Genomic DNA, 24,398 nt, shown 5'->3' with positions numbered 1-24,398 from the left:
GAAGAAGGCAACGATGAGTGACCACCCCGACGCCCCCAAGAGCTGCTGCACCCCCTCCAGGGACGGAGCCCCCGCAGCCGAGCCGGTCCTGAGCATCGGGCCGGTCGCCCCTCGCGCCCCGGAGACGGCGTACGCGGACCGCGTCGAGCTGCCCGGCTCCACGTTCCGCATGGGCAGCGAGGACCCCGACGTGAACGCGGGCGATGCGGAGGGCCCGGTGCGCGAGGTGGGCGTCGGGCCGTTCACGATCGACGCGTACACCGTCACCAACGATCGGTTCGCCGCGTTCGTGGAGGCCACCGGCTACCGCACGGAGGCGGAGGAGTTCGGCTGGAGCTACGTCTTCGCGAAGTTCCTCCCGGGCCACCTGCGCAAGGTCTCGCCGCGCCCGGAGCAGACGCCGTGGTGGTGCGGGGTGAGCGGCGCCCGCTGGGACGTTCCCGAAGGGCCGGGCAGCGACATACGCGACCGGGGCGACCACCCGGTCGTCCACGTCACCTGGCGCGACGCGCTCGCCTACTGCCAGTGGGCCGGGGGGCGGCTCCCCACGGAGGCCGAGTGGGAGTACGCCGCCCGGGGCGGGCTCGACCAGGCCCGCTATCCGTGGGGCGACGAGCTCACCCCGGGCGGCGAGCACCGCTGCAACATCTGGCAGGGCTCCTTCCCCACCCGGAACACGGAGGAGGACGGCTACGCGGGCACGGCGCCCGTCCACACGTACGCGCCCAACGGGTTCGGGCTGTACAACACCGCCGGGAACGTGTGGGAGTGGTCGGCCGACACCTGGCAGCCGGGCACCGACGACCGTCGCACGATGCGCGGCGGCTCGTACCTGTGCCACGACTCGTACTGCAACCGCTACCGCGTCGCGGCCCGCACCTCGAACACGGTGGACAGCTCGGCCGGCAACATCGGCTTCCGCGTGGTGTGGTGACGCATGCCGAGGGCCCCCGGGACGAGGTGCGTCCCGGGGGCCCGTGGAAGGCGGTTCAGGTCAGGAGAGCTTGTACGCCGTGACCTGGTGGATGCCGTTGTCGGTCAGGAAGTACCCGCCGCCGAACTGGCCGGCCTCGCGGTCCCGGCCGGAGTCGTCGCTGTTGAGCGACAGCACCTCGTCGACGCCGTCACCGTCGAGGTCACCCGCGAAGTAGTTGCGGGCGCCCATGAGGCCGATGCTGGCGACCGACGGCGCCCAGGTGTCCTCGGAGTCGAGGATGCTCGGGTCCCAGAGGTACAGGCCCGACTCGACGCCGGCGACCAGGAGGTCGCGCCCGCCGGGGCCGGTCATGAAGCCGCCACCATACGACTGCGGCGTGACACCCTGCGTCTTGTCGTCACCGTTCGCCAGGTAGCGCCGGAACGACGCCGTGCCGCCCTCGTACAGCACCCCGTCCTTGGCGAAGTAGCTGTTGTGCGTCCACAGGCCGCCCGAGATTCCGGAGTGCAGCACCTCGCCGGTGCGGCCGTCGCGGATCTCGAAGTAGTTCTGCGGGCTGAGCTGGGAGGAGATGTCGTCCAGCTTGATCGGGGCGGTGACCGCCCACAGATAGACCACCGCGTGGCCGTTGGCGTACGGGATCTCCTTGGAGGCGAAGACACCCTCGTTCGGGATCAGGGTGCGGACGCCACCGACGGCGGCGTCGGGGACCTCGGGTGCGGCGGACCAGCGGGGCTTGCCGTTCTTGGCGTTCAGCGCGACCGCGTTGGTCACCGGCTTGGCCAGGTCCCACGCGTTGAGGCTGGCGTACGAGGCGTACACCTTGCCGTCGTTCACCGACGGGTCCGCGAAGCGCACGTCGCCCGCGGCCTTGGGGGCGCTGTACGTCCAGATGGCGTGGCCGTCGCCGTAGTAGGCGCGCATCGCGTCCGTCGGGACGAGGATGTCCAGCTCGCCGTCGCCGTCGAGGTCGGACAGCTTGGCCGTGTGGACGAACTGGCCGCCACCGTCGATCGTGGCGAGCGTCTTGCCCGTCTTCCCGTTGAGGACGACCGTCGCGGTGTCGGCCGCGACCACGATCTCGGGCTTGCCGTCACCGTTGACGTCCCCGATCTCGATGTCGTGGACCGCACCGGGAAGGGTGGCCTGCCACAGCTTCTCCGGCTTGCCGCCGTTCACCACGGACGGGCCCGAGTAGGCCCACAGGCCGTTGGACGAACCGCCCATGATCAGGTCGTTCTTGCCGTCCTTGTTCAGGTCGGCGCTCTGGGCGTAGGCGATGTCGCCCTGGAGCGGCGTGACCTTCTCCGCCTTGCCGTTGCCCAGCTTGAAGGTGCGGATGTTCTGGCCCTGGTCGATCACCCGGACGTGGGAGCCCGCAGCGTCACTGTAGAGGTCCTGGAACATCGGGGAGGCCGCGACGCCCTTGGACTGCCACGCGACCGCGCCCTTGCCGGAGAAGACCGTCAGCGACGCGTAGCGCAGGCTGCCCCGGTTCTCCGGCTCGTCCATCTTCCGGTCGTTCTGGGCGGAGGCGACCAGCTTGCCGTCGATCACCCCGAGGCCCCAGGTGCTGGGCGCGTCGTGGCCGTTCTCGGCATCCCGCTTGGTCGTGCTCGACCAGAGGACCTTGTCCGCGTTGTCACCGTTGACGACACGGATGGTGCTGGCGTTGACGAAGAGGTTCTCGTCGAACGAGGACTCCGCCACCGCGTACTCGTCGCCCGCCTTGCCCGCGAGGTCGCCGACCGTCAGCGCGGTGGGCACCACATTGTCGCGGCCGCTCAGGGTGGCGCGGTGACCGGTCTTCAGGTCGTACGCGGCGATCTCGTAGTGCACCGCGTCGTTGACGTCGGCCTGCTCGACGGCCACGAGGCGCTTGCGGCCGGCGTCCAGACGCATGATGCGGCTGTACAGCACGCTGTCGGTCCGCCAGGTGACCGAGCCGTCGGTGGTGTCGAGCACGGCGGTGTGGCCGCGCCCTTCGACGCCCTGGGCCTTGGCGAGGTTCCAGGAGACGGCGACCTTGCCCTTGCCGAGGTCCTGGATGTCGCCCCAGTTGGTGTACCGGGCTTCCTTGGTGTCGAAGGACCAGGTCTGCGCCGGGGTCAGCTTCCCGTCCGCGCCCGACGTGAAGCGGATGCCGGTCAGTGTGGCGGTCGCGGCGGCCGGGACCTTGGCGTCGCCGCTCATCCGGGGCGCGTCGGCGACCAGCAGGGTGCCGTTGACGATCTTGACCATGGAGGCGTGGTTGTACAGCTTCGACCAGACCGTGGCCCCGGTCTTGCCGTCGAGGACCGTCACGAAGGTGCCGGACGACAGGTCCGAGCCCGGGGAGGTGAAGGCCCGCGGGTACGGATTGGCGCCGACCAGAGCCGAGAACACCAGGTCAGGGACACCGTCGCCGGTCAAGTCACCGGCGGAGTATCCGGACTCCGAGTTCGGCGAGAACGGCGAGACCGCGTTGTAACCCATGAGGATCTGGGGCGGGTACGGCTCGACGCGCCAGACCTGGAGCGGCTTGGCCTGCCAGTCCGTGTAGAACGAGCTGCTGGTGCGGGCCCAGGTCTCGCTGCCGTCGGCAGCGTGGAGCTGGACGTTGCCCATGGCGTTGACGGAGTAGTAGTCGCCGTTCTTGCCGACCGGCACCGTGGCGCCCAGACCGCGCACGCCTTCCAGCGTGGACTTCGCGGTCATGGTGACCTTGGTGGTCGGGTCGACGGCGGTGGCATCCGTCTTCGCGGCGTCCGTCTTCGCGGCGACGCCCGACTTCGCGGCAGAGGCGGCGGTGTCCGAGGCGTCCTTCTGCGTGCCGGTGGTGTCCTCGGCCTTGACGTACGGGTCGAGGGTGACGTTGGCGGCCAGCTTCTTCGCTTCGGCGCTGGTCAGCTTCATCGGCGCGTCGCTGCCGCTGTCGGCGGCCAGGGCCTGCGGGGCGACGGTCAGGCAGAGGCCCGCCGCGACGAGGCCGGCGGCGAGCTGAAGCGCCCGCCGGGAGTGCTGGGCTCTCATTACTTCGCTCCCTGCGTGAAGCTGACGGCGGTGCCGTCGGCGATCACGGACTGGTTGAAGGAGTACTGGAAGGCGTCGGTGCCGGACTGGTCGGCGATGCCGACGGTGGCGCCGGCACCCTGGTCCGCGACGGACTGGTACTGGAGGGTCACGGCGCCGGTGGCCTCGTCGAAGACGGCCTCGAAGGTGGCGCGGCCCGAAGTGCCGTTGGCGTAGGCCGCGTTGTTCCACACGATGGCGAACTTGCGGCTGCCCTTGGTGCCGGTGGTGGCGGTCTGCACGGAGGACTTCTTGTCGAGCGTCAGGTCGTCCCACAGCGGGGCGACGATGCCCTTCACACCGTTCACGCCGACGGTCGGCACGGCGGTGTTGTTGTAGTCACCGACGCGCGAGGACAGGAAGTTGATCAGACCGTCGGTGGTGATCGAGGCCGAGGAGTACGAGACGCCGTAGTGCTTCACCGAGAACGGCAGCGAGACGGTGGCGGAGTCCTCGTCACCCGTCAGGGCGACCTTCTTGGAGCCCGCGATCCAGGAGTAGTCGGCCGGGGTGCAGACGTTGCCGGAGTTGTCCGTGCGGTTCGGGACCTGCACGTTCTTCGTGAGGTCGGCGGCGCCGACGGCAGCGGAACCGGTGTAGACGCCGTTGCACAGGACCGGGGCGGCGGGCTTCACGGCGAGGCCGTAGGAGCCCTCGGCGACCTTCTTGAAGGTGTACTTGCCCTTGGCGTTGGTGGTGGCGGCGGGCAGCGGCGTGCCGTTCAGCTCGACCGTGGCGCCGGGCAGCGGCTTGCCGGTGACGTCACGGACGATGCCGGACACCATGTGGGCGGGCACCGCGGTCAGCGCGATGTCCTGGGTGAACGCCTGGCTCTCGGCCAGGGCGACATTCGTGGCCGAGCCGCTCGCGTAGCCGTAGCCGCTGAACGCGAAGGAGTACGTGCCGGCGGCCAGCGGGAGGCGGTAGGTGCCGTCCGTGCCGGTGGTGACCGTACGGACCGCGCCGGCCGCGTCGGTGGACTGCACGGTGATGTTCGGGAGGGCCTTGCCGGTGGCCTTGTCGGTGGCCTTGCCGCTGACGATGGCCGCGGTGTGCGGGGCCTTCTCCACGGACGCGAGGATGTCGAGCTTGCCGTTGCCCCACACGTAGTTCATGCCGGCGGTGCCACCGCAGTGGGTGTCGTCGACGTCACGCGCGCCCTCGTTGAGGAGGTTGCGGGTCTCCTCGATGTTGCCGATCAGCGAGGGGGCCGCCGACCACAGGAGCGCGACCGCGCCCGCGACGTGCGGGGTCGCCATCGACGTACCGTTGATGGTGTTGTACGAGTTCCCCGGCCAGGTGGACGGGATCTGGACGCCCGGGGCCGAGATGTTCGGCTTTTCGCTGCCGTCCGTCGGCGAGGGACCGAAGCCGGAGAAGCTGGCGATCTTGCCGGTCGAGTCGTAGGCGCCGACACCGTAGGAATCGGCCTGCGCGCCCGGCGGGTGGGTCGTGGAGCAGGTGACGCCGTCGCCGTCGTTGCCGGCCGCGAACGCCTCGAAGATGCCCGCCGCGTCCCAGGCCGCCAGGATGTCCTGGTAGAACGGGGTGCTGGTGTCCTGGTTGCCCCAGGAGTTGTTCACGATGTTCGGGGCCAGGTCCGGGCGCGGGTTCTGACCGTTGTGGTCGGTCGGCGCGAGGATCCACTGGCCGGCGGCGAGCAGCTCGTCGTCGTAGCAGACGTCGGAGGCGCAGCCCTTGGCGGCGATCCACTTGGCGTTCGGCGCGACACCGAGGCCGTTCTTGGCGACCATGGTGCCCATCGTGTGGGTGCCGTGGCCGTTGTTGTCGCACGGCGCGGTCGTGGGGCACTGCCCGCTCGCGTCGTAGAAGTTGTAGTCGTGCGTGAAGGTGCCGTCGCCGTTGTTGCCGCGGTAGTTCGCGACGAGGTCCGGGTGGTCGTACTGCACACCCGAGTCGACGTTGGCGACGACGATGCCCTCGCCGCGGTCCTCGTACTGGTCCCAGACCTGGTCGGCCTTGATGTCGGAGACACCCCACGCCGGGGCGTCGGTGCCGTCGGCCGACGAGTCGGTGCCCAGCGCGGCGGCGCGCGAGGCGGTGACCTTCTTGTCGGAGGTCTCGATGTCGTCGAGCTTGAAGGAGTGCTGCTTGACGACCGACGCCACGTCCGAGCGCTTGGCCAGCTCGGCGACGAGGTCCTGGTCACCGGTGACCTTGACGGTGTTGGTGATCCAGAAGTCCTGGTGGCCGACCTTCTTCTTGTCGAGGAAGGTGTTGAGCGACTTCTGGCTGGACTTGGCGTGCGCACGGAGCTCGCTGTACGCGGCCTTGGCCTTCTTCGCGTGCGTCTTCTGCTTCTTCGCACCGGCCAGGTCGGCCTGGTCCTTCAGGACCACGAAGAAGGTGGCGTCCTTGCCGTCACGCACCGCGCTCGTGAGCGCGGAGTCGATCTTCGCCGAGGCGGTGGCAGAGGGGGCCGGGGAGTCCGCCGCGAGGGCGGGCAGCGGGGTGGTGAGCAGGGCAGCCGCGGCGAGCGAGGCCACCGTCCACACGGCGTGTCTGCGCCTGGACGGTTGGAGCAGGGGCATCGAGCACTCCTCCGAGTGACGGTACATACGGGGTGTGCGCACCCTAGAAATCCGCCGTTACTCAGGCATTACAAGGCTGGTCACCGCCCGGCCACCTTCGGCCGCCCGGGACGCCGCTGGTCCCTGACCTCCCACCAGCCCGGGATGACCCCGGCCCGCCTCGCCGAGGTCGCGAGGGCGGCGGGGCTGGACGCGGGATGGCTGCGCGACGCGGCGCGTGACATCCCCCGGAAGCCGGTGCTGCGATGAGGATGACGTAACCGCGCTTACGCCTGTGGCACGGCGGCACCGTGCCCGCACCACCAGAACCGACGCCCCCAGGAGCAGCACCCGATGGACGCGACCATGGCAGACGCCCCGATCCCCCTCACCGAGGCGTTTCTCGACGCCCTGCGTGGGAAGCTGGGCGATCTCGTCGACGCTTCGGCGACGACCCGGGCGGTCTACTCGACCGACGCGTCGAACTACCGGATCGTCCCGGGAGCGGTGCTCATGCCGCGCAAGAAGGAGGACGTGATCGCCGCGGTCGGGATCGCGCGTGCACACGGGGTGCCGGTCACCGTCAGGGGCGGCGGGACTTCGTGTGCCGGGAACGCGGTGGGGCCGGGGCTGGTGATCGACTTCTCCCGCACGATGAACCGCGTGCTGTCCGTCGACCCCGACACCTCGACGGCCGTGGTCGAGCCGGGCACGGTCCTGAGCGATCTTCAGAAGGAGGCCCTGCCGCACGGCTTGCGGTTCGGGCCCGACCCCTCGACGGCCAACCGCTGCACGATCGGCGGGATGATCGGCAACAACGCGTGCGGGCCGCACGGCCTCTCGTACGGGCGTACGGCCGACAACGTGGTGTCGATGACCTGGCTGACGGGCGGCGGCGAGGTGATCACGGCGGGCTCGGGACCGGTGGCGCTCGCGGCGGTGCCGGGGCTGGACGCGTTCGTCGCAGAGCATCTGGCGGTGCTGCGTACAGAGTTCGGACGGTTCGGGCGGCAGATCTCCGGCTACTCGCTGGAGCACCTGCTGCCGGAGAACGGGCGCAACCTCGCGGCCGCGCTGACCGGCACGGAGGGCAGCTGCGGCGTCCTCCTGGAAGCCACGGTCCGGCTCGTCCCGCAGGCACCCGCTCCGGCGCTCGCCGTCCTCGGTTACGCGGACATGGCGACGGCCGCCGACGACGTGCCGCACCTGCTGCCGTTCCGCCCGCTCGCGCTGGAGGGCCTGGACGCGCAGCTCGTGGACGTGGTGCGCCGGGCGCACGGCGACGCGGCCGTGCCCGCGCTGCCCGCGGGCGGCGGCTGGCTGATCGCCGAGGTCGGCGGGGCGACCTCCGCCGAGGCGGTCGAGGCGGCGCGGGCGCTCGTCGCGGCCTCGCACGCCGCCGACAGCGTGGTCCTGCCGGCGGGCCCCGAGGCGACCCGGCTCTGGGAGATCCGCGCCGACGGGGCCGGCCTGGCCGGACGCACCGCAGACGGCAAGCAGGCGTGGCCCGGCTGGGAGGACTCCGCCGTCCCGCCGGAACGGCTCGGCGACTATCTGCGCGGGCTCCAGGCGCTGATGGCCGAGAAAGGGCTGTCCGGGCTGGCCTACGGTCACTTCGGCGACGGGTGCGTCCACGCCCGCATCGACTTCCCGCTCGACGCCGGGGGCGCGCCGATGCGCGACTTCCTGGAACGCGCCGCCGCCCTCGCCGCCGAGCACGGCGGATCGCTCTCGGGCGAGCACGGCGACGGCCGCGCCCGCTCCGAGCTGCTGCCGACGATGTACGGCTCCGAGGCGCTGCGCGCGATGGAGGCGTTCAAGGCCCTGCTGGACCCGGACGACGTCATGAACCCCGGTGTCGTCGTCCGCCCCGCGCCGCTGGACGCGGACCTCCGGCGGCCCGGGGCGCGGCGGCTGCGGGCGAGCGACGGTTTCGCGTTCGCGCACGACGGCGGGGACGTCACGGACGCCGTGCACCGGTGCGTCGGGGTGGGCAAGTGCCGGGCGGACCTGCGCGGCCAGGGCGGCTTCATGTGCCCCTCGTACACGGCCACCCGCGCCGAGAAGGACTCCACGCGGGGCCGGGCGAGGGCGCTCCAGGAGATGCTGAACGGCGGCTTCGTCACGGAGGGCTGGAGCTCCCCGGAGGTCCATGAGGCCCTGGACCTGTGCCTGAGCTGCAAGGCGTGCGCCAACGACTGCCCGACCGGGATCGACATGGCCACGTTCAAGTCGGAGGCCCTGCACCAGACGTACAAGGGCCGCCGCCGCCCGTTGAGCCACTACACCCTGGGCCGGCTCCCGCAGTGGCTGCGCCTGCTCGCGCCGGTGGCCCCGCTGGTCAACCTGGCCGGGCGGGTGCCGGTGCTGCGGCGGACGATGATGACCCTGATGGGCGCGGACTCCCGCCGCTCACTGCCGCCCCTGCCGGCGAAGCCGTTCCGGTGGAGCGGGGCACGGAAGGCCGCTGTCGCGCGGGCGGACGGCCCGAAGGTGCTGCTCTGGGTCGACTCCTTCTCGGACGCGCTCGCCCCGGACATCCCGCGCGACGCCTTGGAAGTCCTGACGGCGGCCGGCTGCGACGTGGAGATCGCCGCCCCGGGCGCCTGCTGCGGGCTGACCCTGATCTCCACGGGCCAGCTGACCGCCGCCAGGGCGAAGCTCCGCGCCACGGTGGACCTGCTGCTCCCCCACGTCCGGGCCGGCCGCACGGTGATCGGCATCGAGCCGAGCTGCACGGCGACACTCCGCTCGGACCTGGTGGAGCTCCTGCCGGACGACCCCGGCGCGGCGGAACTCGCGGGCGCGGTCAGGACGGTCGCCGAATTCCTGACCTCGATCGACTGGACGCCCCCGAAGGCAGCGGAACACCTCCTGGTCCAGCCCCACTGCCACCACTACGCGGTGATGGGCTACGAGGCGGACCGCTCGCTGCTCCGGTCGATGGGCTGTGACATCGACATCTCCTCGGGCTGCTGCGGCCTGGCCGGAAACTTCGGTATGGAGAAGGGCCACTACGAGGTCTCCGCGAAGATCGCCCAGGACGGCATCCTCGCCAGGGCAACCGCCGCCCCGGACCGCCGCATCCTCGCGGACGGCTACTCCTGCCGCACGCAGGTCCAGGACCTGGCGGGCCTGGAGAGCCGCCATCTGGTGCAGGTCATCGCGGAGGCGTTGCGTCGGTGAGCCCGGGCGCGGTTCAGGAGAGGGGGAACCACTCTGTCAGCCGCTTGGCGACAACCGACGCGTCGAGATGGTCCTGCGCAACGTCCTCGACAAACGGGCCGGCCACCGAGACGGGCGGCGGAACGACGGCGGCGCCGCCGTTGAACCGCAGGAAGACACGCATGGCAAGCCAGGCGGTGCGCTTGTTGCCGTCGATCAGCGCGTGATTCCGGGCGAGAGAATGCAGCAGTGCCGCAGCCTTCTCGTGCAGCGTGGGATACAGCTCGGCCCCGAACACGTGGGTCCGGGGCCGCTCGATCGCGGAAACCAGGAGCCCCATGTCACGCACACTGTGCTCGGTGCCGTTGACGGCCTGGGCGATGGCCAGGACCTCATCGATCCGGACGTACCGCACCTCGGTCATTTCAGGTAGTCCAGGATCTCCGCGTCGCTGACCATGAGCTCGGCCAGAACGTCGTCCACCTTCAGCTCGGACCGCTCCTGGGCTTCCCGGATGGCCTCTATGGCAAGCTCCTGCTTGCTGCGGCCTTCCCTGCGGGCGCGCTCGGTGAGCTTCGCGTCGAGGTCGTCGGGGAGCCGGAGTGTCATCGCCATACAGGGATGATACCGCCCTGGTATCAGGTAGCAAAGCGCAGCCGAAGCCGGAAGGCCCGGCCACCGAAGTGGCCGGGCCTTTGTGCGTCCGGTCGTCAGACGCCGGCGCCCACCCGGTCCGTCGTCGCGTCGGCGGTGGTGCCCGCCACGAGACGCGCGCGGTACGTGCGCAACCGCAGGGTGCACCAGATGCCGATCAGCGAGATCACCATCAGGGCGACCGCCGGCGGCCAGTACGCGCCGCCCGCGAGCGAGGACAGCCACACCGCGGTGACCGGCGCGAAGCCCGCGAAGACCAGGTTGCAGATCTGGTACGCCAGCGAGATGCCGGTGTACCGCACGTGCGGGGCGAAGCCGTCCGCGAGGATCGCCGCCATCGGCCCGTACAGAGCGGACATCACGAGGCGCATGGCGAGCATCGCCAGGTAGATCAGGACGACGTTTCCGGTGCCCACGACCATGAACTGCGGTATCGACAGGAGCACCACGCCGGCGAGCCCGCAGACGACGACCTTGTGCGCGCCGACCTTGTCGCCGAGCAGCGAAAGGAACGGGGTGACGATCAGCTCCAGGAACGCGGCGAGCGTGAGGCCGTTGAGCAGCATCGACTCGGACAGGTGCTGGTCGTCGGTGCCGTACGAGAGCAGGTAGCTCGTCACGACGTAGTAGCCGCCGGTCGCGGTGGCCAGCGAGAAGACGCCCACCAGGACCGTCTTCCAGTCGTTGCGCAGCACCTCGGCGACGGGCAGCTGCGAAGCCCCCTTGCGCTCCTCCTTCTCCTGTCCGGCGTGGATGTCCTCCATCACCGGGGAGTCCTCCAGCTTGGTGCGTACGACCAGGCCGATGACGACCAGGACCGCGGACGCGAGGAAGGGCACGCGCCAGCCCCAGCTGTCGAAGGCGGCGTCGCCGAACAGGCTCATGAGGCTGAACATGCCGGTGGACAGGAGCGCGCCGACCGAGGAGCCGAGCTGGGCGAAGGAGCCGAAGAACGTGGCCTTGCCCTTGGGGGCGTTCTCCACGGCGATGAGGACCGCGCCGCCCCACTCGCCGCCGATCGCGATGCCCTGCACCAGGCGGAGCACGATCAGCAGGATCGGGGACAGGGCGCCGACCTGCTCGTACGTGGGCAGCAGACCGATCGCGACCGAGGCGATGCCCATCATCATCAGGGTGATGACCAGCGTCTTCTTACGGCCGACGCGGTCACCGATGTGCCCGAACACGATGCCGCCGAGCGGGCGCAGCAGGAAGCCCACGGCGAAGGTGGCGAAGGACGAGATGGTCTTCAGGGCCGTCGGCATGTCGGCCGGGAAGAAGACGTCGTTGAAGACGATCGCCGCCGCGGTGGCGAAGGCGTAGAAGTCGTACCACTCGATGGAGGTTCCGGACAGGGCGGCGAGGGCCGTCCGGTACGGGCTCTGCGGTCGGCGGGCGGTGGTGGTGCGGTCCGGCAAGGGGACCTCCGGCAGGTGAGTGCAGACGGGGACGGTGCGGTCCAGACAGGGTGCGGAAGGTGGTGTACGGGCCCGGCGGCCGGGCCACGGACGGGAACGTCCGGCCGCCGGGAAGCGGTGCGCCCGCCGGGTCAGCGGCCGGAAGCGGCCCAGGCGCGGCTGCCGCCGATCCAGGTCTCCAGGACCCGGATACCGGTCAGCTCGTCGGCGGCCACGGTCAGCGGGTCGGCGTCCAGGACCACGAAGTCGGCGAGCATGCCGGGGGCGAGCGCGCCGACCGTGTCCTCGCGGTGCAGGGCAGCGGCGGCCGCACCGGTGTGAGCGTGCAGACCGGCCTCGACGGGCAGGCGCAGCGACTCGTCGCCCAGGACGGTGCCGAGCACGGTACGGCGGGTCGCGGCGGCGGCGACGGCCTCCAGCGGGGCGGGCGGGGCGACGGGGGCGTCGGAGGAGAAGACGACCGGCACGCCGGCTTCGGGGCAGCGGCCCGCCGGGTTGTAGCGGTGGCCCATCTCGCCGATGGCGGTGAGGGTGCCGTCGCCGGTGCGCAGGTGGTGCTGGGGCTGCATGACCGGGACGACGCCGAGTTCGCCCATGCGGTCGATCTGCTCGTCGGTCGGCAGTCCGGAGTGCTCGATGCGGTGGCGCATGTCCTCGCGCGGGCGGTCCGCCTGGGCCTTCTCGATCGCGTCGAGCACCATGCCGATGGCGTACGGGGACTGCGCGTGGGTCGCCGTCTGGAGGCCGGCCGCGTGGGCGCGGCGGACGATCTCGGCGTACTCCTCGACGGAGTGGTAGAGCTGGCCGTGGTGGCAGCAGTCGGCGGCGTAGCCCTCGGGGAAGTAGGCCGTCCAGCCGCCGAGCGTGCCGTCGGCGTAGAACTTGACGCCCTGGATACGGAAGCGGTCGTCGCCGAAGCCGCGCACCGCGCCGAGTTCGAGGGCGGTGTCCAGGAGCGCCGAGGTCAGGTAGGCGGAGACCCGCATGCGCAGCGAGCCGTCGGCGTGGGCGCGCAGATAGGTCTCCATCTCGCGGCGCGAGACCTGGGCGTCGCCGATCGTGGTGACGCCCGCGGCGAGGAACACCTCCTGGGCGCGCAGCAGGTGGTCGGCCATGATGTCGTCGGGCTCGGAGAGGTGGAAGTTCGGGCCGTGGTTGCCGATCTTGACGCCGGCCGGCCCGGTCAGCAGGTCGCAGGCGGCGTCCCACAGCTGCCCGTCGGGCTCCCCGTCCTCGAAGTGGCCGATGCTGCCGCCCTCGGGGGACGGCGTGCCCGCGTCGATGCGGCAGGTGCGCAGCGTGTGGGAGTTGACGACGCCGCCGTGACCGGAGGCGTTCATGACGTAGACCTCGCGGTCCCCGGCGACGCGGTCCAGGTCGTGGCAGCTGGGGTGGCGGCCCTCGGCGAGGCGGCGGTGCTCGTAGCCGAAGCCGCGGACCGGGACGCCGGAGGGCAGGTCCCGGGCGGCCTCGCTCAGCACCTCGACCATGGTGTCGATGTCCGGGACGCGCTCGGGGCGCAGGTCGACCCAGGCGAGCGCCTGGCCGTACATGACGGGGTGGCAGTGGGCGTCGACGAAGCCGGGGTGGACCAGGCCGCCGTCGAGGGACAGCTCCTCGTCGGCCCGTCCGCCGAGTGCGGCACGGGCGTCCTCGGCGGTGCCGACGTGCACCACGCGGTCGCCGCGCACGGCCAGCGCCTCGGCGCGGACCGAGGTGCCCGGGACGGCTACGGCGGCGCCGGTGACGAGGAGTGTGCGCTCGGGGGACTCGGGGGGACGGGGCATGGCAGGACTGCTTTCGACCGGGGGTACGGGTGGCTCGCCGACAGACGATTCGGCTCGCAGAACGATAAAGAGCGAACGACTGATTGACCAGAGGCTTCGAGGAAGAAGTTTTGTAAAGTCGAATCACGTCTTCGGTTACGTATCGACTGCGCGCGCCCGCCAGGGCGGCCGATGCGGCCTTCAGGCGGTGTGCGGGCGGAGGTCGTAGCGCTCCTTGACGAGCTCCAGGTGGAGCCAGCTCTCCACCTCGCGCACGGCATCCAGGCCGCGGATCTCCTCAAGCGTGGCGCGTACGGCGTCCAAGGACTCCGCGGTGATCGTGCCGACCGCTTCCGCCCGGCCCAGACACGTCGAAAGGAAGGCCACCCGCGCGAACCCCGCGACGGTCTCGGCGACCCCCGCCGCCCGGCCCGCCACACGCAGGCTGAACCCGCACAGGTAGCCCATGCCGAGCATGTCGGGCCGCACCAGCGCGACCACCTTGGCCACCCCGCCGTCGAGCAGCCGCAGCGTCCGGGAGCGGGTCGCTCCCGCCGACAGGCCGACCCGCCCGGCCAGTTCCGCGAAGGGGAGCCGGCCGTCCTCCTCCAGCTCCGCGAGGATGCGCTCGTCCGTCCCGTCGAGCACACCGACGGTCGGCTCCTCGGTGAGCAGGTAGGGGTCCTTGACGTGCCGCGTCGCCACCAGCGGGTCCACCGCACGCACGCCGGCGAACGCACGGATGTCCTCGATCGTGCGCTCCAGCTCGCCGAAGCCCGCCGTGCGCAGCTCGGCCATGATGGCCCGGCGCCCACTGGTCAGCGTCACGAAGGGCGCCTGCGGGAGTGCGGCGACCCGCCGCGCCACCTCGGCCGCCGGACCGTGCGTGTCGATGGCGAGGTGCGCCGAGGCGGTGAGGGCGCGCACGGCCGGGTGCACGATCGCCACCACGCGGACGGCGCCGGACTCCTGCAGCCGCTGCACCCGCATCCGGGCGGCCGGCCGCGAGAGCCCCACCCGCTGCGCCAGCGTCTCGTAGGTGAGCCGTCCGTCGCCCTGCAACTCCCGCACGATCGCCAGATCGGTCTGGTCGAGCTCCACGTAGCGCCCCTCCTCGTTCAGCGGTGTCCGCCCATTCTGAGCCCGCCCCGGCAGGCAGTCCGACCCCGGACCCACCTCCACCCGGAACCACCCTTCTCCACAATCATCTCGTCCGAGGTAGACAACCAGCACAGCCGAAACGTAAGTTTCTCGGTGATTAGACGATCGAATCATCGACGGAGGCTGACGTGACACGCCCTGTAGCCGTGATCACCGACACCGGGGAGCTCGACCCCTCACCCGGCGTGGAGCTGCTCACCGCAGCGGGCTTCGAGGTCCGCGTCGTCGACAGCACGGACCCGGAGGCGATCGTCGCCGCCGCGCACGACGCCGTGGCGCTCGTGGTCGGCTACGCCCACGTGGACGGTGCCCTCCTCGACCGCCTGCCGTGCGTACGGATGCTGGCGACCATGTCCGCCGGTCACGACATGATCGACACCGCCGAGGCCGCGCGCCGGGGCCTGTGGGTGGCCAACCTGCCCGACTCGGCCACCGAGGACGTCGCCGTCCACGCGCTCGCCCAGATGCTCGCCCTCGCGCGGCGCCTGCCGCAGGCGGACGCCGTGGTCCGGGCCGGCGGCTGGAGCACCGACCTCACCGAAGTGCCGAAGCGGCTGAGCGAGATGACCCTCGGCCTCGTCGGCCTCGGCCGCATCGCCCGGGTCCTCGCCCGGCTCGCCGCCCCGCTCTTCGGCCGGATCGTCGCTCACGACCCGCACGCCGCCGACTGGCCGGAGGGGGTCGAGCGCCGGGACCTCGACACCCTGCTCGGGACCGCCGACGTCCTGTCGCTGCACGTCCCGTCCACGCCGCGGACCCGGGGCATGGTCGACGCCGGACTGCTCGGCCGGATGCGGCCCGGCTCCCTCCTGGTGAACGTCTCCCGGGGCGACCTCATCGACCCCGACGCGGTCCTGGACGCCCTCGACAGCGGGCGGCTCTCCGGCGCCGCACTCGACGTGTTCCCCGTCGAACCGCCCGCCGCCGACGACCGGCTGCGCAACCACCCGCGCCTGCTCCTCTCCCCGCACTTCGCCTTCCTCACGGACGCCTCGCTGCGCGCCTACGTCACCAAGCCGGCCGAGAACGTCATCGCCTGGTGGACCACGGGGCGCCCGCGCACCCCCGTCGTGACGCCGCGGCCGGCCGCGACCACCCCTCCCGCCGACAGCACGCAAGGAGACCCCGCGTGACGGACATCCTCGACACCCCCGCCATCGCCCAGGACACGGACATATCGGCCGAGGAGACGCGGCTGCGCCGTGAACTCGCGGCCGTCTACCGCCTGGTGGCCCACTTCCGTATGACCGACCTGATCTTCACGCACATCTCGCAACGGCTGCCGGGCCCGGACCACCACTTCCTGATCAACCCGTACGGCCTCCTCTTCGAGGAGATCACCGCGTCCAACCTGGTCAAGATCGACCTGAACGGCAACGCGGTGGAGCCGAGCCCGCACCCGGTCAACCCGGCGGGCTTCGTGATCCACAGCGCGATCCACAAGGCCCGTACGGACGCCCACGTCGTGCTGCACACGCACACCAGGGCGGGCTGCGCCGTGGCCGCGCAGAAGTCGGGCCTGCTGCCCGTGAACCAGATGTCGATGGAGTTCCACAACCGCGTCGGTTACCACGACTACGAGGGCGTCGCCCTCAACCTCGCCGAACAGGAACGCCTCGTGGCCGACCTCGGCACCCACCCCGCGCTCATCCTGCGCAACCACGGGCTGCTGACCGTCGGCGACAGCGCCAAGCAGGCGTTCCTGCGCATGTTCTACCTGGAGAAGGCGTGCGAGATCCAGGTCACCGCCCAGGCCGGCGGCGCCGAACTCGTCCTGCCCTCCGACCAGGTGGCCGAGTACACCGCCCAGCAGCTCACCGGCGAGGGTGACGCCTCCTCCGACTTCGAGGACCACGACGCGTACGACCTGGCCTGGGCCGCCCTGCTGCGCCTGGTGGAACGGATCGCGCCGGACTACAAGGACTGAGCACAGGCCGATCCGCGCGGCAGGCGTTGCTATGAGAGCGCTCCCAAAAATAGGGTCCCTGAGAGCGGCAGCGGCGGGGAGTCTCCCGCCGTATCCATGAGCCACGCTCACAGGTGACAATGGAAGGGCTTCCATAACTGTCGCGAGAGAAGGCCCGCGTTCATGACTGAGGAACTGCCGCATCGGCACGCCACGCTCGACGAGGTGGCCGCGCTGGCCGGTGTGTCGCGATCGGTGGCTTCCCGGGTGATCAACAACGCACCCCATGTCAGCCGGGCCAAGCGCGAGTCCGTCGAGCGGGCGATCCGGAAGCTCGGCTACGTACCCAATCCGAAGGCGCGTGCCCTGGCCACGCGGCAGGCGGGTGCGGCCGCGCTGGTCATCTCACAGAATGACCCGGAGGTCCTGACGGATCCGTTCTTCGCGCAGGTCGTCGCCGGGGTGGCCAGTGCGCTGGAAGATGCCGACCTGCACATGATGCTGTGCGTCGCCGCCAGCGCACGCGGGCGGGAGCGGGTGGAACAGCTCGTGCGCTCCCGTGTCGTGGACGGCGTGATGCTGATGGCGTTGCACGAGGACGACCCCCTGGCCCGGATCGCCAAGGAGAGCCGGATCCCGGTCGTCTTCGGTGGGCGGCCGGTGGACTTCGAGCCGCGCTGGTACGTGGACATCGACAACGTCGGCGGCGCCCGGGACGCGACCGAGCACCTGCTCACGCGCGGGCGGACGCGCGTGGTCACGATCTGCGGCCCTCTGGATACCGAGGTCGGCGCCTCCCGGCATCGCGGCTACCGGGAAGCGATGATGCTCTCCGGTCTGCAGCCCCGCCCGCCCGAGGAGGGGGACTTCACCGAGGCCGCCGGAGCCGCCGCGATGGCTCGTCTGCTGGAGGCGCATCCGGATCTGGACGGGGTGTTCGCGGCCAACGACAACATGGCGGCCGGCGCGTTGCGCACGTTGCGCGGCGCCGGCCGCTCCGTGCCCGCGGATGTGGCGGTGGTGGGGTTCGACGACCTCGCCGTCGCACAGCTCGCCGAACCCGCGCTCACCACGATCCATCAGCCCGTCCGGGGTCTGGGGCGCGAGATGGCCCGGATGCTCGTCGAGTTGATCGCGGGCCGTACCGCCAGTCCGCTGATCCTGCCCACCCATCTCGTCGAGCGCGCCAGTACGGGATGAGTGGTGCGCGGCCGGCAACCGTCGGCCACCGGGAGGCGGCCGGGCGGGGAGTGGATACCGGTTGCCTGCCCGGAGGCGGGCCGCACACCACCGTTCATGGACGAGCGCCGGGAGACGGGCTCGGGGCGGGATCGCGCGTGGTACGGATCGCCGCGGGACCGTTCATCCCTTGACGGCGCCCTGCATGATGCCGCCGACGATCTGCCTGCCGAGCAGGCCGAAGACGACCAGGACGGGCAGTGTGCCCAGGAGCGTGCCCGCCATGACGACGGACTGGTCCTGGACGTAGCCGCCGCCGAGCTGGCGCAGGGCGACCTGCACGGTGGGCTCCTGGGAGGAGAGCGCGATGATCGGCCAGAAGAAGTCGTTCCAGGCCGTCATGAAGGTGACCAGGCCGAGGACCGCCATGGCGGGGCGCGCGATGGGGACGACGATCGTCCAGAAGATCCGGGCCGTGGAGGCGCCGTCGACCCGGGCGGCCTCGATGAGTTCGTCGGGCAGTGACTGGGCGATGTACTGCCGCATGAAGAACACCCCGAAGGCGGAGACCAGGCTGGGCAGGATCACCGCCTGCAACTGATTGGCCCACTCCAGCTTCGCGATGACCATGAACAGGGGGATCACGCCGAGCTGCGGCGGGATCATCATGGTGCCGACGGTGAACGCGAGCAGCGCGTTGCTGCCCTTGAAGCGCAGTTTGGCGAAGGCGAACCCGGCGAGGGTGGAGCAGAGCACGGTGCCGACGGTGATGGAGCCGGACACGATCAGGGAGTTGACCAGGGCCTTCCCGATGTCGGCCTGTTCCAGGGCCTGTTGGAAGTTGTGCAGCAGGTTCGGCCCGGGTATCAGCGTCGGTGGGACCTTCGCGATGTCCGCGTTGGAGCGGCTGGCCGCCACGATCGTGTAGTAGAAGGGGAAGGCGGAGACCAGCACGGCGAAGATGAGGAACGTGTAGGTGAGGCGGCTGCCGTGCATGGTGCGTCCCGCGCGGCGCCTCGGGCCTCGGGGGCGGGACTTGGTGACGGCGGACGGCTGCCCGGCGTGCGTGGTGTTCGGATCGGCGAGGATGGTCACCGGCCGGCCTCCTTGGCCATGCGTCGGCGCGCGAGGAGGGCGTTGAGCCCGACGAGCACCAGGATGAGCAGGAACATGACCCAGGCGATGGCGGCGGCCCGGCCCAGGTGGAAGAAGGACCAGCCCTGCTCGTACATGTACAGGCCGAGTGTCTGGTACTGGTGTGTGATGCCGCCGCCCGCGTTGCCCTCGAACAGCAGCGGCTCGCCGAAGAGCTGTGTGGCGCCGATGGTCGACATGATCACGGAGAAGACGATGGTGGGGCGCAGGCCCGGCAGGGTCACGTGCAGGAACTGCCGCCAGCGGGAGGCGCCGTCCATTTCGGCGGCCTCGTACAGATCGCCGGGGATGGACTGCATGCCGGCCAGGAAGATCAGTGCGTTGTAGCCGGTCCACCGCCAGACGACGATGCAGGAGATGGCGACCTGGGAGGCGAGGGTCCCGGTCTGCCAGTCCACCGGACCGACACCGATGAGCCCGATGACGTAGTTGATCAGGCCGAAGTCGTGGCCGAAGAGCTGGGCGAACACAAGGGTCGCGGCGGCCACCGAGGTGGCGTACGGCATCAGCATCATGGTGCGGAAGAACGTGCGCCCGCGGAGCTTGTAGTTGAGCAGGTGTGCGAGTCCCAGGGCGATCAGCAGCTGCGGGACGGTGGACAGCACGCCGAGGGTGAAGGTGTTGCGCAGGGCGCCCCAGAAGAACGGGTCGGTGAAGATGGCGGTGTAGTTGCCGAAGCCGCCATTCCATGTCGCCGGGGGTCTGCAGCTCGATCCGGTACAGCGAGATGAACGCGGTGTAGATCAGCGGGAAGAGGCCGAAGGCTCCGAACAGCACGAAGAACGGCGCGATGTACGTGTAGGGCGAGAGGGTGCGCCAGGCCCGGCGTCCTGGTGGGAGCTGGGCACTGCGCGCCGGCGCGGCCGGAGGCGCGGGGGCGGTGACGGTCACAGGGCGGCCCTTCGGGTGTGCGGGGAGGCCGGGGCCTCGGCGGGTGGGCTGGTGCGCGGGGGGGGGGGGGGGGGGACGGCGGCCGCTTGCGTGCGGGGCCGGTGGTGTGGCCGGTAAAGCGCGGGGCCGGTGGTGTGGCCGGTGAAGCGCGGGCTGCGAGCGCGGGGGCGGGCCGGGCGCGGCGAAGGACCCGGCCCGCCCCCGCGGCGTGATCAGCCGATGGCGTTCTCGATGCCCTTTTCGGCGTGCTTCCAGGCCGTGTCGGGAGAGGTGCCCTTCTTCTCGATCTCGAACAGCCCGGCGGTGATCTGCTCCTGGATGTCCTGGTCGTTCACGCCGAGCACCTGGACCGGTGCCTGCTTGGCCGCGTCACCGAAGATCTTTCCGATGGGGGCACCCGAGAAGTAGGGGTCCTTGGTGTCCGCCACCTTCGCGATGGCCGGCACGCTGGAGGGGAAGTTGCCGATCTCGGTGAAGAGCTTGGCCTGCTGCTCGGGGGCGGTCAGCCACTCGATGAGCTCGTAGGCCTCCTTCTTGTGCTTGGCGGCCTTGGGGATGGACAGGTACGAGCCGCCCCAGTTGCCCGGGACACCGGGCATCTTGGCGATGTCCCACTTGCCCTTGCCCGCATCGCCCGCCTGGCCCTTGATGTAGCCGAGCATCCAGGCCGGGCACGGCAGGGTGGCGAAGGAACCCGCGGCGAACGCCTGGTTCCAGGGCGGCGTCCACTGGGCCAGCTCGGCGCTCACGCCGGCGCGGTCGGCCTTGACGGACAGGTCCCAGGCTTCCTTGACGGCCGGACTGTCCTGGTAGATGAGCTTGCCGGAGGAGTCGTAGTAGCGCTCCTTGTACTGGCCGGCCACGTTGGTGTAGATGCTGCGGATGCTGTCGATCCAGGCGGTCTTGGCGGGCGCGTTCTTCATGTACTGCTTGCCGAGGTCCAGGTAGCCGTCCCAGGTGGACCACTTCTTGGCGAGTTCCTCGCGGTCGGTGGGAAGTCCGGCCTTCTTGAGCAGGTCGGTGCGGTAGCAGATGGCGCCGGGGCCGTTGTCCGTTCCCAGGCCCATGACCTGGCCGCTCTTGGTGGTCGCGGCGCCCCACTTGGAGTCGGTGAAGTTCGCCTTCAGCTTGCCGGCCCCGTACTGGTTGAGGTCCTCGAACTTGTCGCTTTGACGCTGGGCCACGGAGGCGATGCGGCCGATCTCGATGCCCTGGACGTCGGCGAGGCCGCCGCCGCCGGCGAGGCGGGTCTGCAGCGCCTTCCAGTAGTTCTTCTCTTCCTGGGTGTCGGTCTGCTTGATCGTGATGTTCGGGTGGCTCTTCTCGTACTCCTTGTAGAGCCCGGCCTCCTTGAAGCCGAACGTGCCGAACAGGTCGACGGTCAGGGTGACCTTGCCGTTGCTGTCCTGGGCACCGGTCGAGCCCGATCCGCAGGCGGCCAGCAGTGTGCCGGCCGCAGCCATGGCGCCCAGGCGGATGAGGATTCTTCTCGCGGCTCGTGCAGTGGACATGGGAAGCCTCCTAAGACTTCGTCACGGATGGTGTGGAAGCGCTCCCACTCGATGTGAGGCGGGCCTCTGGCCCGTGGAGCGAGGTGATGCGAATGAGTTCAAAAGTGATGCGGGGACCTCAGGACCCCTGGCGTCCGCGGGCCACGTTCGCGGCGTCGCGCAGCCACTCGGCGCTCTGCTTCGGGGTGCGCACCTGGGTCTCGTAGTCGACGTGGACGATGCCGAAGCGCTTGCCGTAGCCGTAGGCCCACTCGAAGTTGTCCATCAGGGACCAGGCGAAGAAGCCCCGCACGTCCGCGCCGGCCTCGCGGGCCCGTCCCACCGCGGCAAGATGGTCGGCCAGGTACACGGTGCGGTCGATGTCCTCGATGCGGCCACCGGCACCGGAGTCGTACACCGAGTCGTCGAAGGCCGCGCCGTTCTCGGTGATGTACACCGGCGTGCCGGGATAGTCGCGGCTGATACGGGTGAGCAGGTCGGCCATGCCCTGCGGGTGGATCTCCCACGGCATCGCGGTGACGGGCCGGTCGGGCTGGGGGACCCTGACGGTCTCCCCCGGCTCGCTGCCCGCCGCCACGACGTCACTGACGTAGTAGTTGATCCCGACGAAGTCCACGGGCCGGCTGATGACCTCCAGGTCCCCCGCCTCCACTGGCAGGTCGGCCCCGAGCCGGGTCAGGTCCTCGACCACGTCCTGCGGATACTCCCCGCGCAGGACCGGGTCGAGGTAGATGCGCGCGCCCATCCCGTCCGCCTGACGGGCGGCTTCGAGGTCGGCGGGCTTGTCGGACGCGGGGTAGATCTGGGCGGGGTTGAAGGTGATCCCGACCTGCGCGGGCGCGGGCACCACCGCCCGGATCCGCTCGACGGCCAGCCCGTGGCCCAGATGCAGATGGTGCACGGCGCGGATGGCGGCCCGGAAGTCCTTGCGGCCCGGGGCGTGGAGGCCGAGGTGGTAGCCGAGGATCGCCGAGCAGAAGGGCTCGTTGAGGGTGATCCAGTGGCGCACCCGGTCGCCGAGCCGACCGGCCACGAGCTCCGCGTAGTCGGCGAAGCGGTAGGCGGTGTCGCGCTCGGGCCAGCCCCCGGCGTCCTCCAACTCCTGCGGCAGGTCCCAGTGGTAGAGCGTCGCCCAGGGGGTGATGCCCTTCGCGAGCAGCCCGTCCACGAGGCGGTCGTAGAAGTCGAGGCCCTTGGCGTTCGCCGGCCCGCGCCCACCGGGCTGGACCCGCGGCCAGGACAGCGAGAAGCGGTAGGCGTCCAGACCGAGATCGGCGAGCAGTTGTACGTCGTCCGGCATCCGGTGGTAGTGATCGCACGCCACATCACCGTGGTCGTCGCCCTCGATCGCACCCGGGGTGCGGCTGAAGGTGTCCCAGATCGACGGCGTACGCCCGTCGACGTCGACCGCCCCTTCGATCTGGTACGCCGACGTCGCGGCGCCCCACAGGAAGTCCGTCGGCAGACCCGGAATCGTGAGGCCGGGCAGGGGTTGGGGCTCGGGCCGGCCGGAATCGGCAGGCTGGAGATCGATGCTCATGGGGTGCTTCTCCAACAGCGGTGAGATGAGGGAAGGAGCCGCCGCGTGTACGAGTGACTGCGGGGCGGCAAACTGGGAGCGCTTCCAGAAAGATGGGGGCGACGTCCACCTTTGTCAAGGGGCCGCGTCAATGACCCTTCCCGTCGGCGGCCCGGACACGAAGTGGGTGAATAGGTAGGCTTTGGCCTCATAAATCGCGCGGTGGGCTCCGCGGACACGGCGGATCGCTCCCCGCCCCGTGCCGCACTCTCCGCTTGACACCGCCGAGCCGCCTGCACATTATTTGGGAGCGCTACCAAACGAGAGCTGGTGGAGCACGGCGTCAGTTCCTGTCCAGAGGGGCCGACGCCCGATCGTGCGGGGTTCGGCGGCTGAGGGGGGCGTCGAACCCCGCCTCGGCACGCCCCCCTCAACCCGGCGACGGCGTGGTGCCCACCGCCGCCCGGCCGCCCCTCCCCTTCCCACAAGGAGTGCGTCGTGCCCGAACCGTCCGTGGCTGTCCGCCCGACCCTGGAGGCGGTCGCCGCCCACGCAGGCGTTTCCCGCTCCACGGTGTCCCGCGTCATCAACGGCGGAACCGGTGTACGTGCACAGGTCATGGCCCGAGTCGCAGGGGCCATCGAAGAGCTGGGGTACGTCCCCAACCGAGCCGCTCGCACGCTGGTCACCAGGCGAACCGGAAACATCGCGGTGATGATCGCCGAACCCGAGGGCCGCGTCTTCTCCGATCCCTACTTCGGGCTCCAGATCCGCGGCATCAGCAAGGAGTTGGTCGCACACGACCTCCAGCTGGTGCTCCTCCTCGCCGAAGGGGCCGGCGACCGCGAGCGGATCGACCGGTACCTGTCCGGCGGCCACATCGACGGTGCGCTGGCCTTCTCCGTACACCGTGACGACCCGCTGCCCGACATCGTCAGACGCCTCGGCCTGCCGACCGTCTACGGCGGCAGACCCCACGGGGAACCCGTCCCCCGGGAGGCCGCCCTGGCGTACGTCGATGCCGACAACCGCGGCGGGGCGAGGGAGGCCGTACGCTACCTCGTCTCCCAGGGCCGCCGGCAGATCGCGCACATCGCCGGCCCCATCGGCCTGGCGGCGGGGATCGACCGGCTGGACGGCTACCGGGACGTGCTGTTCGACGCCGATCCCTCGCTCGTCGCGCAGGGCGACTTCACCGACGAGAGCGGCGAGCGGGCGATGGCCCGACTCCTCGACCGCCACCCCGGCCTGGACGCGGTCTTCGTCGCCAGCGACCTCATGGCCAAGGGTGCGCTGCGCACCCTGCACACACGGGGCCGCGCCGTGCCGCACGACGTGGCCGTGGTCGGTTTCGACGACCTCACCTCCGTGTCCACGGTCACCGATCCGCCGCTCACCACGGTCCGGCAGGACATCGAGGGCATGGGCCGCACCATGGCCCGACTGCTGCTGCGCAAGCTCCGCGAGCAGGGCTCCGGCACACGGACCCAGGGCGCCGTCATCACCGCCACCACCCTGACGCGCCGCGGGTCGGCCTGAGCAGGCATGAGCAGG

At 70.7% G+C, this 24,398-nt stretch carries 16 protein-coding genes and 1 pseudogene; 6 read left to right on the top strand and 11 right to left on the bottom strand.

Translation table 11 applies throughout. The annotated features are described in order from the left end of the window. The first annotated feature begins 13 nt into the window (after nucleotides 1–13). Nucleotides 14–934: a formylglycine-generating enzyme family protein gene (locus ACIQZN_RS24190; RefSeq protein WP_403997497.1), complete on the top strand. Its 921-nt coding sequence runs from the start codon at nucleotides 14–16 to the stop codon at nucleotides 932–934. A gap of 60 nt (nucleotides 935–994) precedes the next feature. Here ACIQZN_RS24190 and ACIQZN_RS24185 read toward each other — a convergent pair whose 3' ends face one another. Both ACIQZN_RS24185 and ACIQZN_RS24180 read right to left on the bottom strand, forming a co-directional pair. Further along, the gene (locus ACIQZN_RS24185) at nucleotides 995–3,949 is read right to left on the bottom strand and encodes an FG-GAP repeat domain-containing protein (RefSeq protein ID WP_403997494.1); all 2,955 of its coding nucleotides are present in this window, start codon (nucleotides 3,947–3,949) and stop codon (nucleotides 995–997) included. Further along, nucleotides 3,949–6,540 (bottom strand): S8 family serine peptidase, encoded by a 2,592-nt coding sequence (locus ACIQZN_RS24180; protein ID WP_403997491.1) that lies wholly within the window; start codon nucleotides 6,538–6,540, stop codon nucleotides 3,949–3,951. Before ACIQZN_RS24180 ends, ACIQZN_RS24185 begins: the two co-directional genes overlap by 1 nt. A gap of 333 nt (nucleotides 6,541–6,873) precedes the next feature. Between ACIQZN_RS24180 and ACIQZN_RS24175 the strand changes: the two genes are divergently transcribed. Next, nucleotides 6,874–9,705: an FAD-binding and (Fe-S)-binding domain-containing protein gene (locus ACIQZN_RS24175; RefSeq protein WP_403997488.1), complete on the top strand. Its 2,832-nt coding sequence runs from the start codon at nucleotides 6,874–6,876 to the stop codon at nucleotides 9,703–9,705. Nucleotides 9,706–9,718: 13 nt separating this feature from the next. Here ACIQZN_RS24175 and ACIQZN_RS24170 read toward each other — a convergent pair whose 3' ends face one another. From ACIQZN_RS24170 to ACIQZN_RS24150, 5 genes are all read right to left on the bottom strand, one after another. Then, nucleotides 9,719–10,108 (bottom strand): type II toxin-antitoxin system death-on-curing family toxin, encoded by a 390-nt coding sequence (locus tag ACIQZN_RS24170; RefSeq protein WP_403997485.1) that lies wholly within the window; start codon nucleotides 10,106–10,108, stop codon nucleotides 9,719–9,721. Further along, nucleotides 10,105–10,299 carry a ribbon-helix-helix protein, CopG family gene (locus tag ACIQZN_RS24165; protein WP_403997482.1) on the bottom strand — a complete coding sequence of 65 codons (195 nt, stop codon included), beginning with the start codon at nucleotides 10,297–10,299 and terminating at the stop codon, nucleotides 10,105–10,107. The genes ACIQZN_RS24170 and ACIQZN_RS24165 overlap by 4 nt, the downstream gene beginning before the upstream one ends. 95 nt (nucleotides 10,300–10,394) lie before the next feature. Further along, nucleotides 10,395–11,756, bottom strand: coding sequence for an MFS transporter (locus ACIQZN_RS24160; RefSeq protein WP_403997479.1), 1,362 nt, complete (start codon nucleotides 11,754–11,756; stop codon nucleotides 10,395–10,397). A 131-nt stretch (nucleotides 11,757–11,887) separates the two neighbouring features. After that, nucleotides 11,888–13,543, bottom strand: a complete 1,656-nt coding sequence (locus ACIQZN_RS24155) for an amidohydrolase (RefSeq protein WP_403997476.1) — start codon at nucleotides 13,541–13,543, stop codon at nucleotides 11,888–11,890. 180 nt (nucleotides 13,544–13,723) lie between these two features. Beyond that, the gene (locus ACIQZN_RS24150; protein WP_403997473.1) at nucleotides 13,724–14,623 is read right to left on the bottom strand and encodes an Lrp/AsnC family transcriptional regulator; all 900 of its coding nucleotides are present in this window, start codon (nucleotides 14,621–14,623) and stop codon (nucleotides 13,724–13,726) included. Nucleotides 14,624–14,811: 188 nt separating this feature from the next. Here ACIQZN_RS24150 and ACIQZN_RS24145 point away from each other — a divergent pair, with 188 nt between their 5' ends. The 3 genes from ACIQZN_RS24145 (at nucleotide 14,812) to ACIQZN_RS24135 (ending at nucleotide 17,789) form a co-directional block, all read left to right on the top strand. Beyond that, a complete protein-coding gene (locus ACIQZN_RS24145) occupies nucleotides 14,812–15,816 on the top strand; it encodes a C-terminal binding protein (protein ID WP_403997470.1) in 1,005 nt (334 codons plus the stop codon). Beyond that, complete coding sequence (locus tag ACIQZN_RS24140) at nucleotides 15,813–16,610, top strand: class II aldolase/adducin family protein (RefSeq protein ID WP_403997467.1); 798 nt, start codon at nucleotides 15,813–15,815, stop codon at nucleotides 16,608–16,610. The genes ACIQZN_RS24145 and ACIQZN_RS24140 overlap by 4 nt, the downstream gene beginning before the upstream one ends. A 162-nt stretch (nucleotides 16,611–16,772) precedes the next feature. Further along, entirely contained in the window at nucleotides 16,773–17,789 is a 1,017-nt protein-coding gene (locus ACIQZN_RS24135) for a LacI family DNA-binding transcriptional regulator (protein WP_403997464.1), read from the top strand. 162 nt (nucleotides 17,790–17,951) lie between these two features. Here ACIQZN_RS24135 and ACIQZN_RS24130 read toward each other — a convergent pair whose 3' ends face one another. The 4 genes and pseudogenes from ACIQZN_RS24130 to ACIQZN_RS24115 all read right to left on the bottom strand — a co-directional run bounded on the left by ACIQZN_RS24130 (nucleotide 17,952) and on the right by ACIQZN_RS24115 (nucleotide 22,865). After that, nucleotides 17,952–18,863 carry a carbohydrate ABC transporter permease gene (locus ACIQZN_RS24130; RefSeq protein ID WP_403997461.1) on the bottom strand — a complete coding sequence of 304 codons (912 nt, stop codon included), beginning with the start codon at nucleotides 18,861–18,863 and terminating at the stop codon, nucleotides 17,952–17,954. Then, a pseudogene (locus tag ACIQZN_RS24125) lies at nucleotides 18,860–19,814 on the bottom strand (carbohydrate ABC transporter permease). The gene ACIQZN_RS24130 and the pseudogene ACIQZN_RS24125 overlap by 4 nt, the downstream one beginning before the upstream one ends. Before the next feature lie 212 nt (nucleotides 19,815–20,026). Next, nucleotides 20,027–21,325, bottom strand: coding sequence for an extracellular solute-binding protein (locus ACIQZN_RS24120; RefSeq protein WP_403997458.1), 1,299 nt, complete (start codon nucleotides 21,323–21,325; stop codon nucleotides 20,027–20,029). A gap of 118 nt (nucleotides 21,326–21,443) precedes the next feature. Further along, a complete protein-coding gene (locus ACIQZN_RS24115; RefSeq protein WP_403997455.1) occupies nucleotides 21,444–22,865 on the bottom strand; it encodes a GH1 family beta-glucosidase in 1,422 nt (473 codons plus the stop codon). A gap of 477 nt (nucleotides 22,866–23,342) precedes the next feature. Here ACIQZN_RS24115 and ACIQZN_RS24110 point away from each other — a divergent pair, with 477 nt between their 5' ends. Further along, complete coding sequence (locus tag ACIQZN_RS24110; protein ID WP_403997452.1) at nucleotides 23,343–24,383, top strand: LacI family DNA-binding transcriptional regulator; 1,041 nt, start codon at nucleotides 23,343–23,345, stop codon at nucleotides 24,381–24,383. Nucleotides 24,384–24,398 lie beyond the last annotated feature (15 nt).

Source organism: Streptomyces sp. NPDC097595 (genome assembly GCF_044761525.1).
Classification (GTDB): Bacteria; Actinomycetota; Actinomycetes; order Streptomycetales; family Streptomycetaceae; genus Streptomyces; species Streptomyces drozdowiczii_A.
The sequence above is the reverse complement of the archived record's forward strand: the minus strand, read 5'-3'. Positions and strand labels throughout refer to the sequence as shown.

What these genes read in the sequence shown, in the direction of transcription:
- ACIQZN_RS24190 (WP_403997497.1), top strand. Translation starts at nt 14, where the DNA reads ATGAGTGACCACCCCGACGCCCCCAAGAGCTGCTGCACCCCCTCCAGG.
- ACIQZN_RS24185 (WP_403997494.1), bottom strand. Translation starts at nt 3,949, where the DNA reads ATGAGAGCCCAGCACTCCCGGCGGGCGCTTCAGCTCGCCGCCGGCCTC.
- ACIQZN_RS24180 (WP_403997491.1), bottom strand. Translation starts at nt 6,540, where the DNA reads ATGCCCCTGCTCCAACCGTCCAGGCGCAGACACGCCGTGTGGACGGTG.
- ACIQZN_RS24175 (WP_403997488.1), top strand. Translation starts at nt 6,874, where the DNA reads ATGGACGCGACCATGGCAGACGCCCCGATCCCCCTCACCGAGGCGTTT.
- ACIQZN_RS24170 (WP_403997485.1), bottom strand. Translation starts at nt 10,108, where the DNA reads ATGACCGAGGTGCGGTACGTCCGGATCGATGAGGTCCTGGCCATCGCC.
- ACIQZN_RS24165 (WP_403997482.1), bottom strand. Translation starts at nt 10,299, where the DNA reads ATGGCGATGACACTCCGGCTCCCCGACGACCTCGACGCGAAGCTCACC.
- ACIQZN_RS24155 (WP_403997476.1), bottom strand. Translation starts at nt 13,543, where the DNA reads ATGCCCCGTCCCCCCGAGTCCCCCGAGCGCACACTCCTCGTCACCGGC.
- ACIQZN_RS24135 (WP_403997464.1), top strand. Translation starts at nt 16,773, where the DNA reads ATGACTGAGGAACTGCCGCATCGGCACGCCACGCTCGACGAGGTGGCC.
- ACIQZN_RS24120 (WP_403997458.1), bottom strand. Translation starts at nt 21,325, where the DNA reads ATGTCCACTGCACGAGCCGCGAGAAGAATCCTCATCCGCCTGGGCGCC.
- ACIQZN_RS24115 (WP_403997455.1), bottom strand. Translation starts at nt 22,865, where the DNA reads ATGAGCATCGATCTCCAGCCTGCCGATTCCGGCCGGCCCGAGCCCCAA.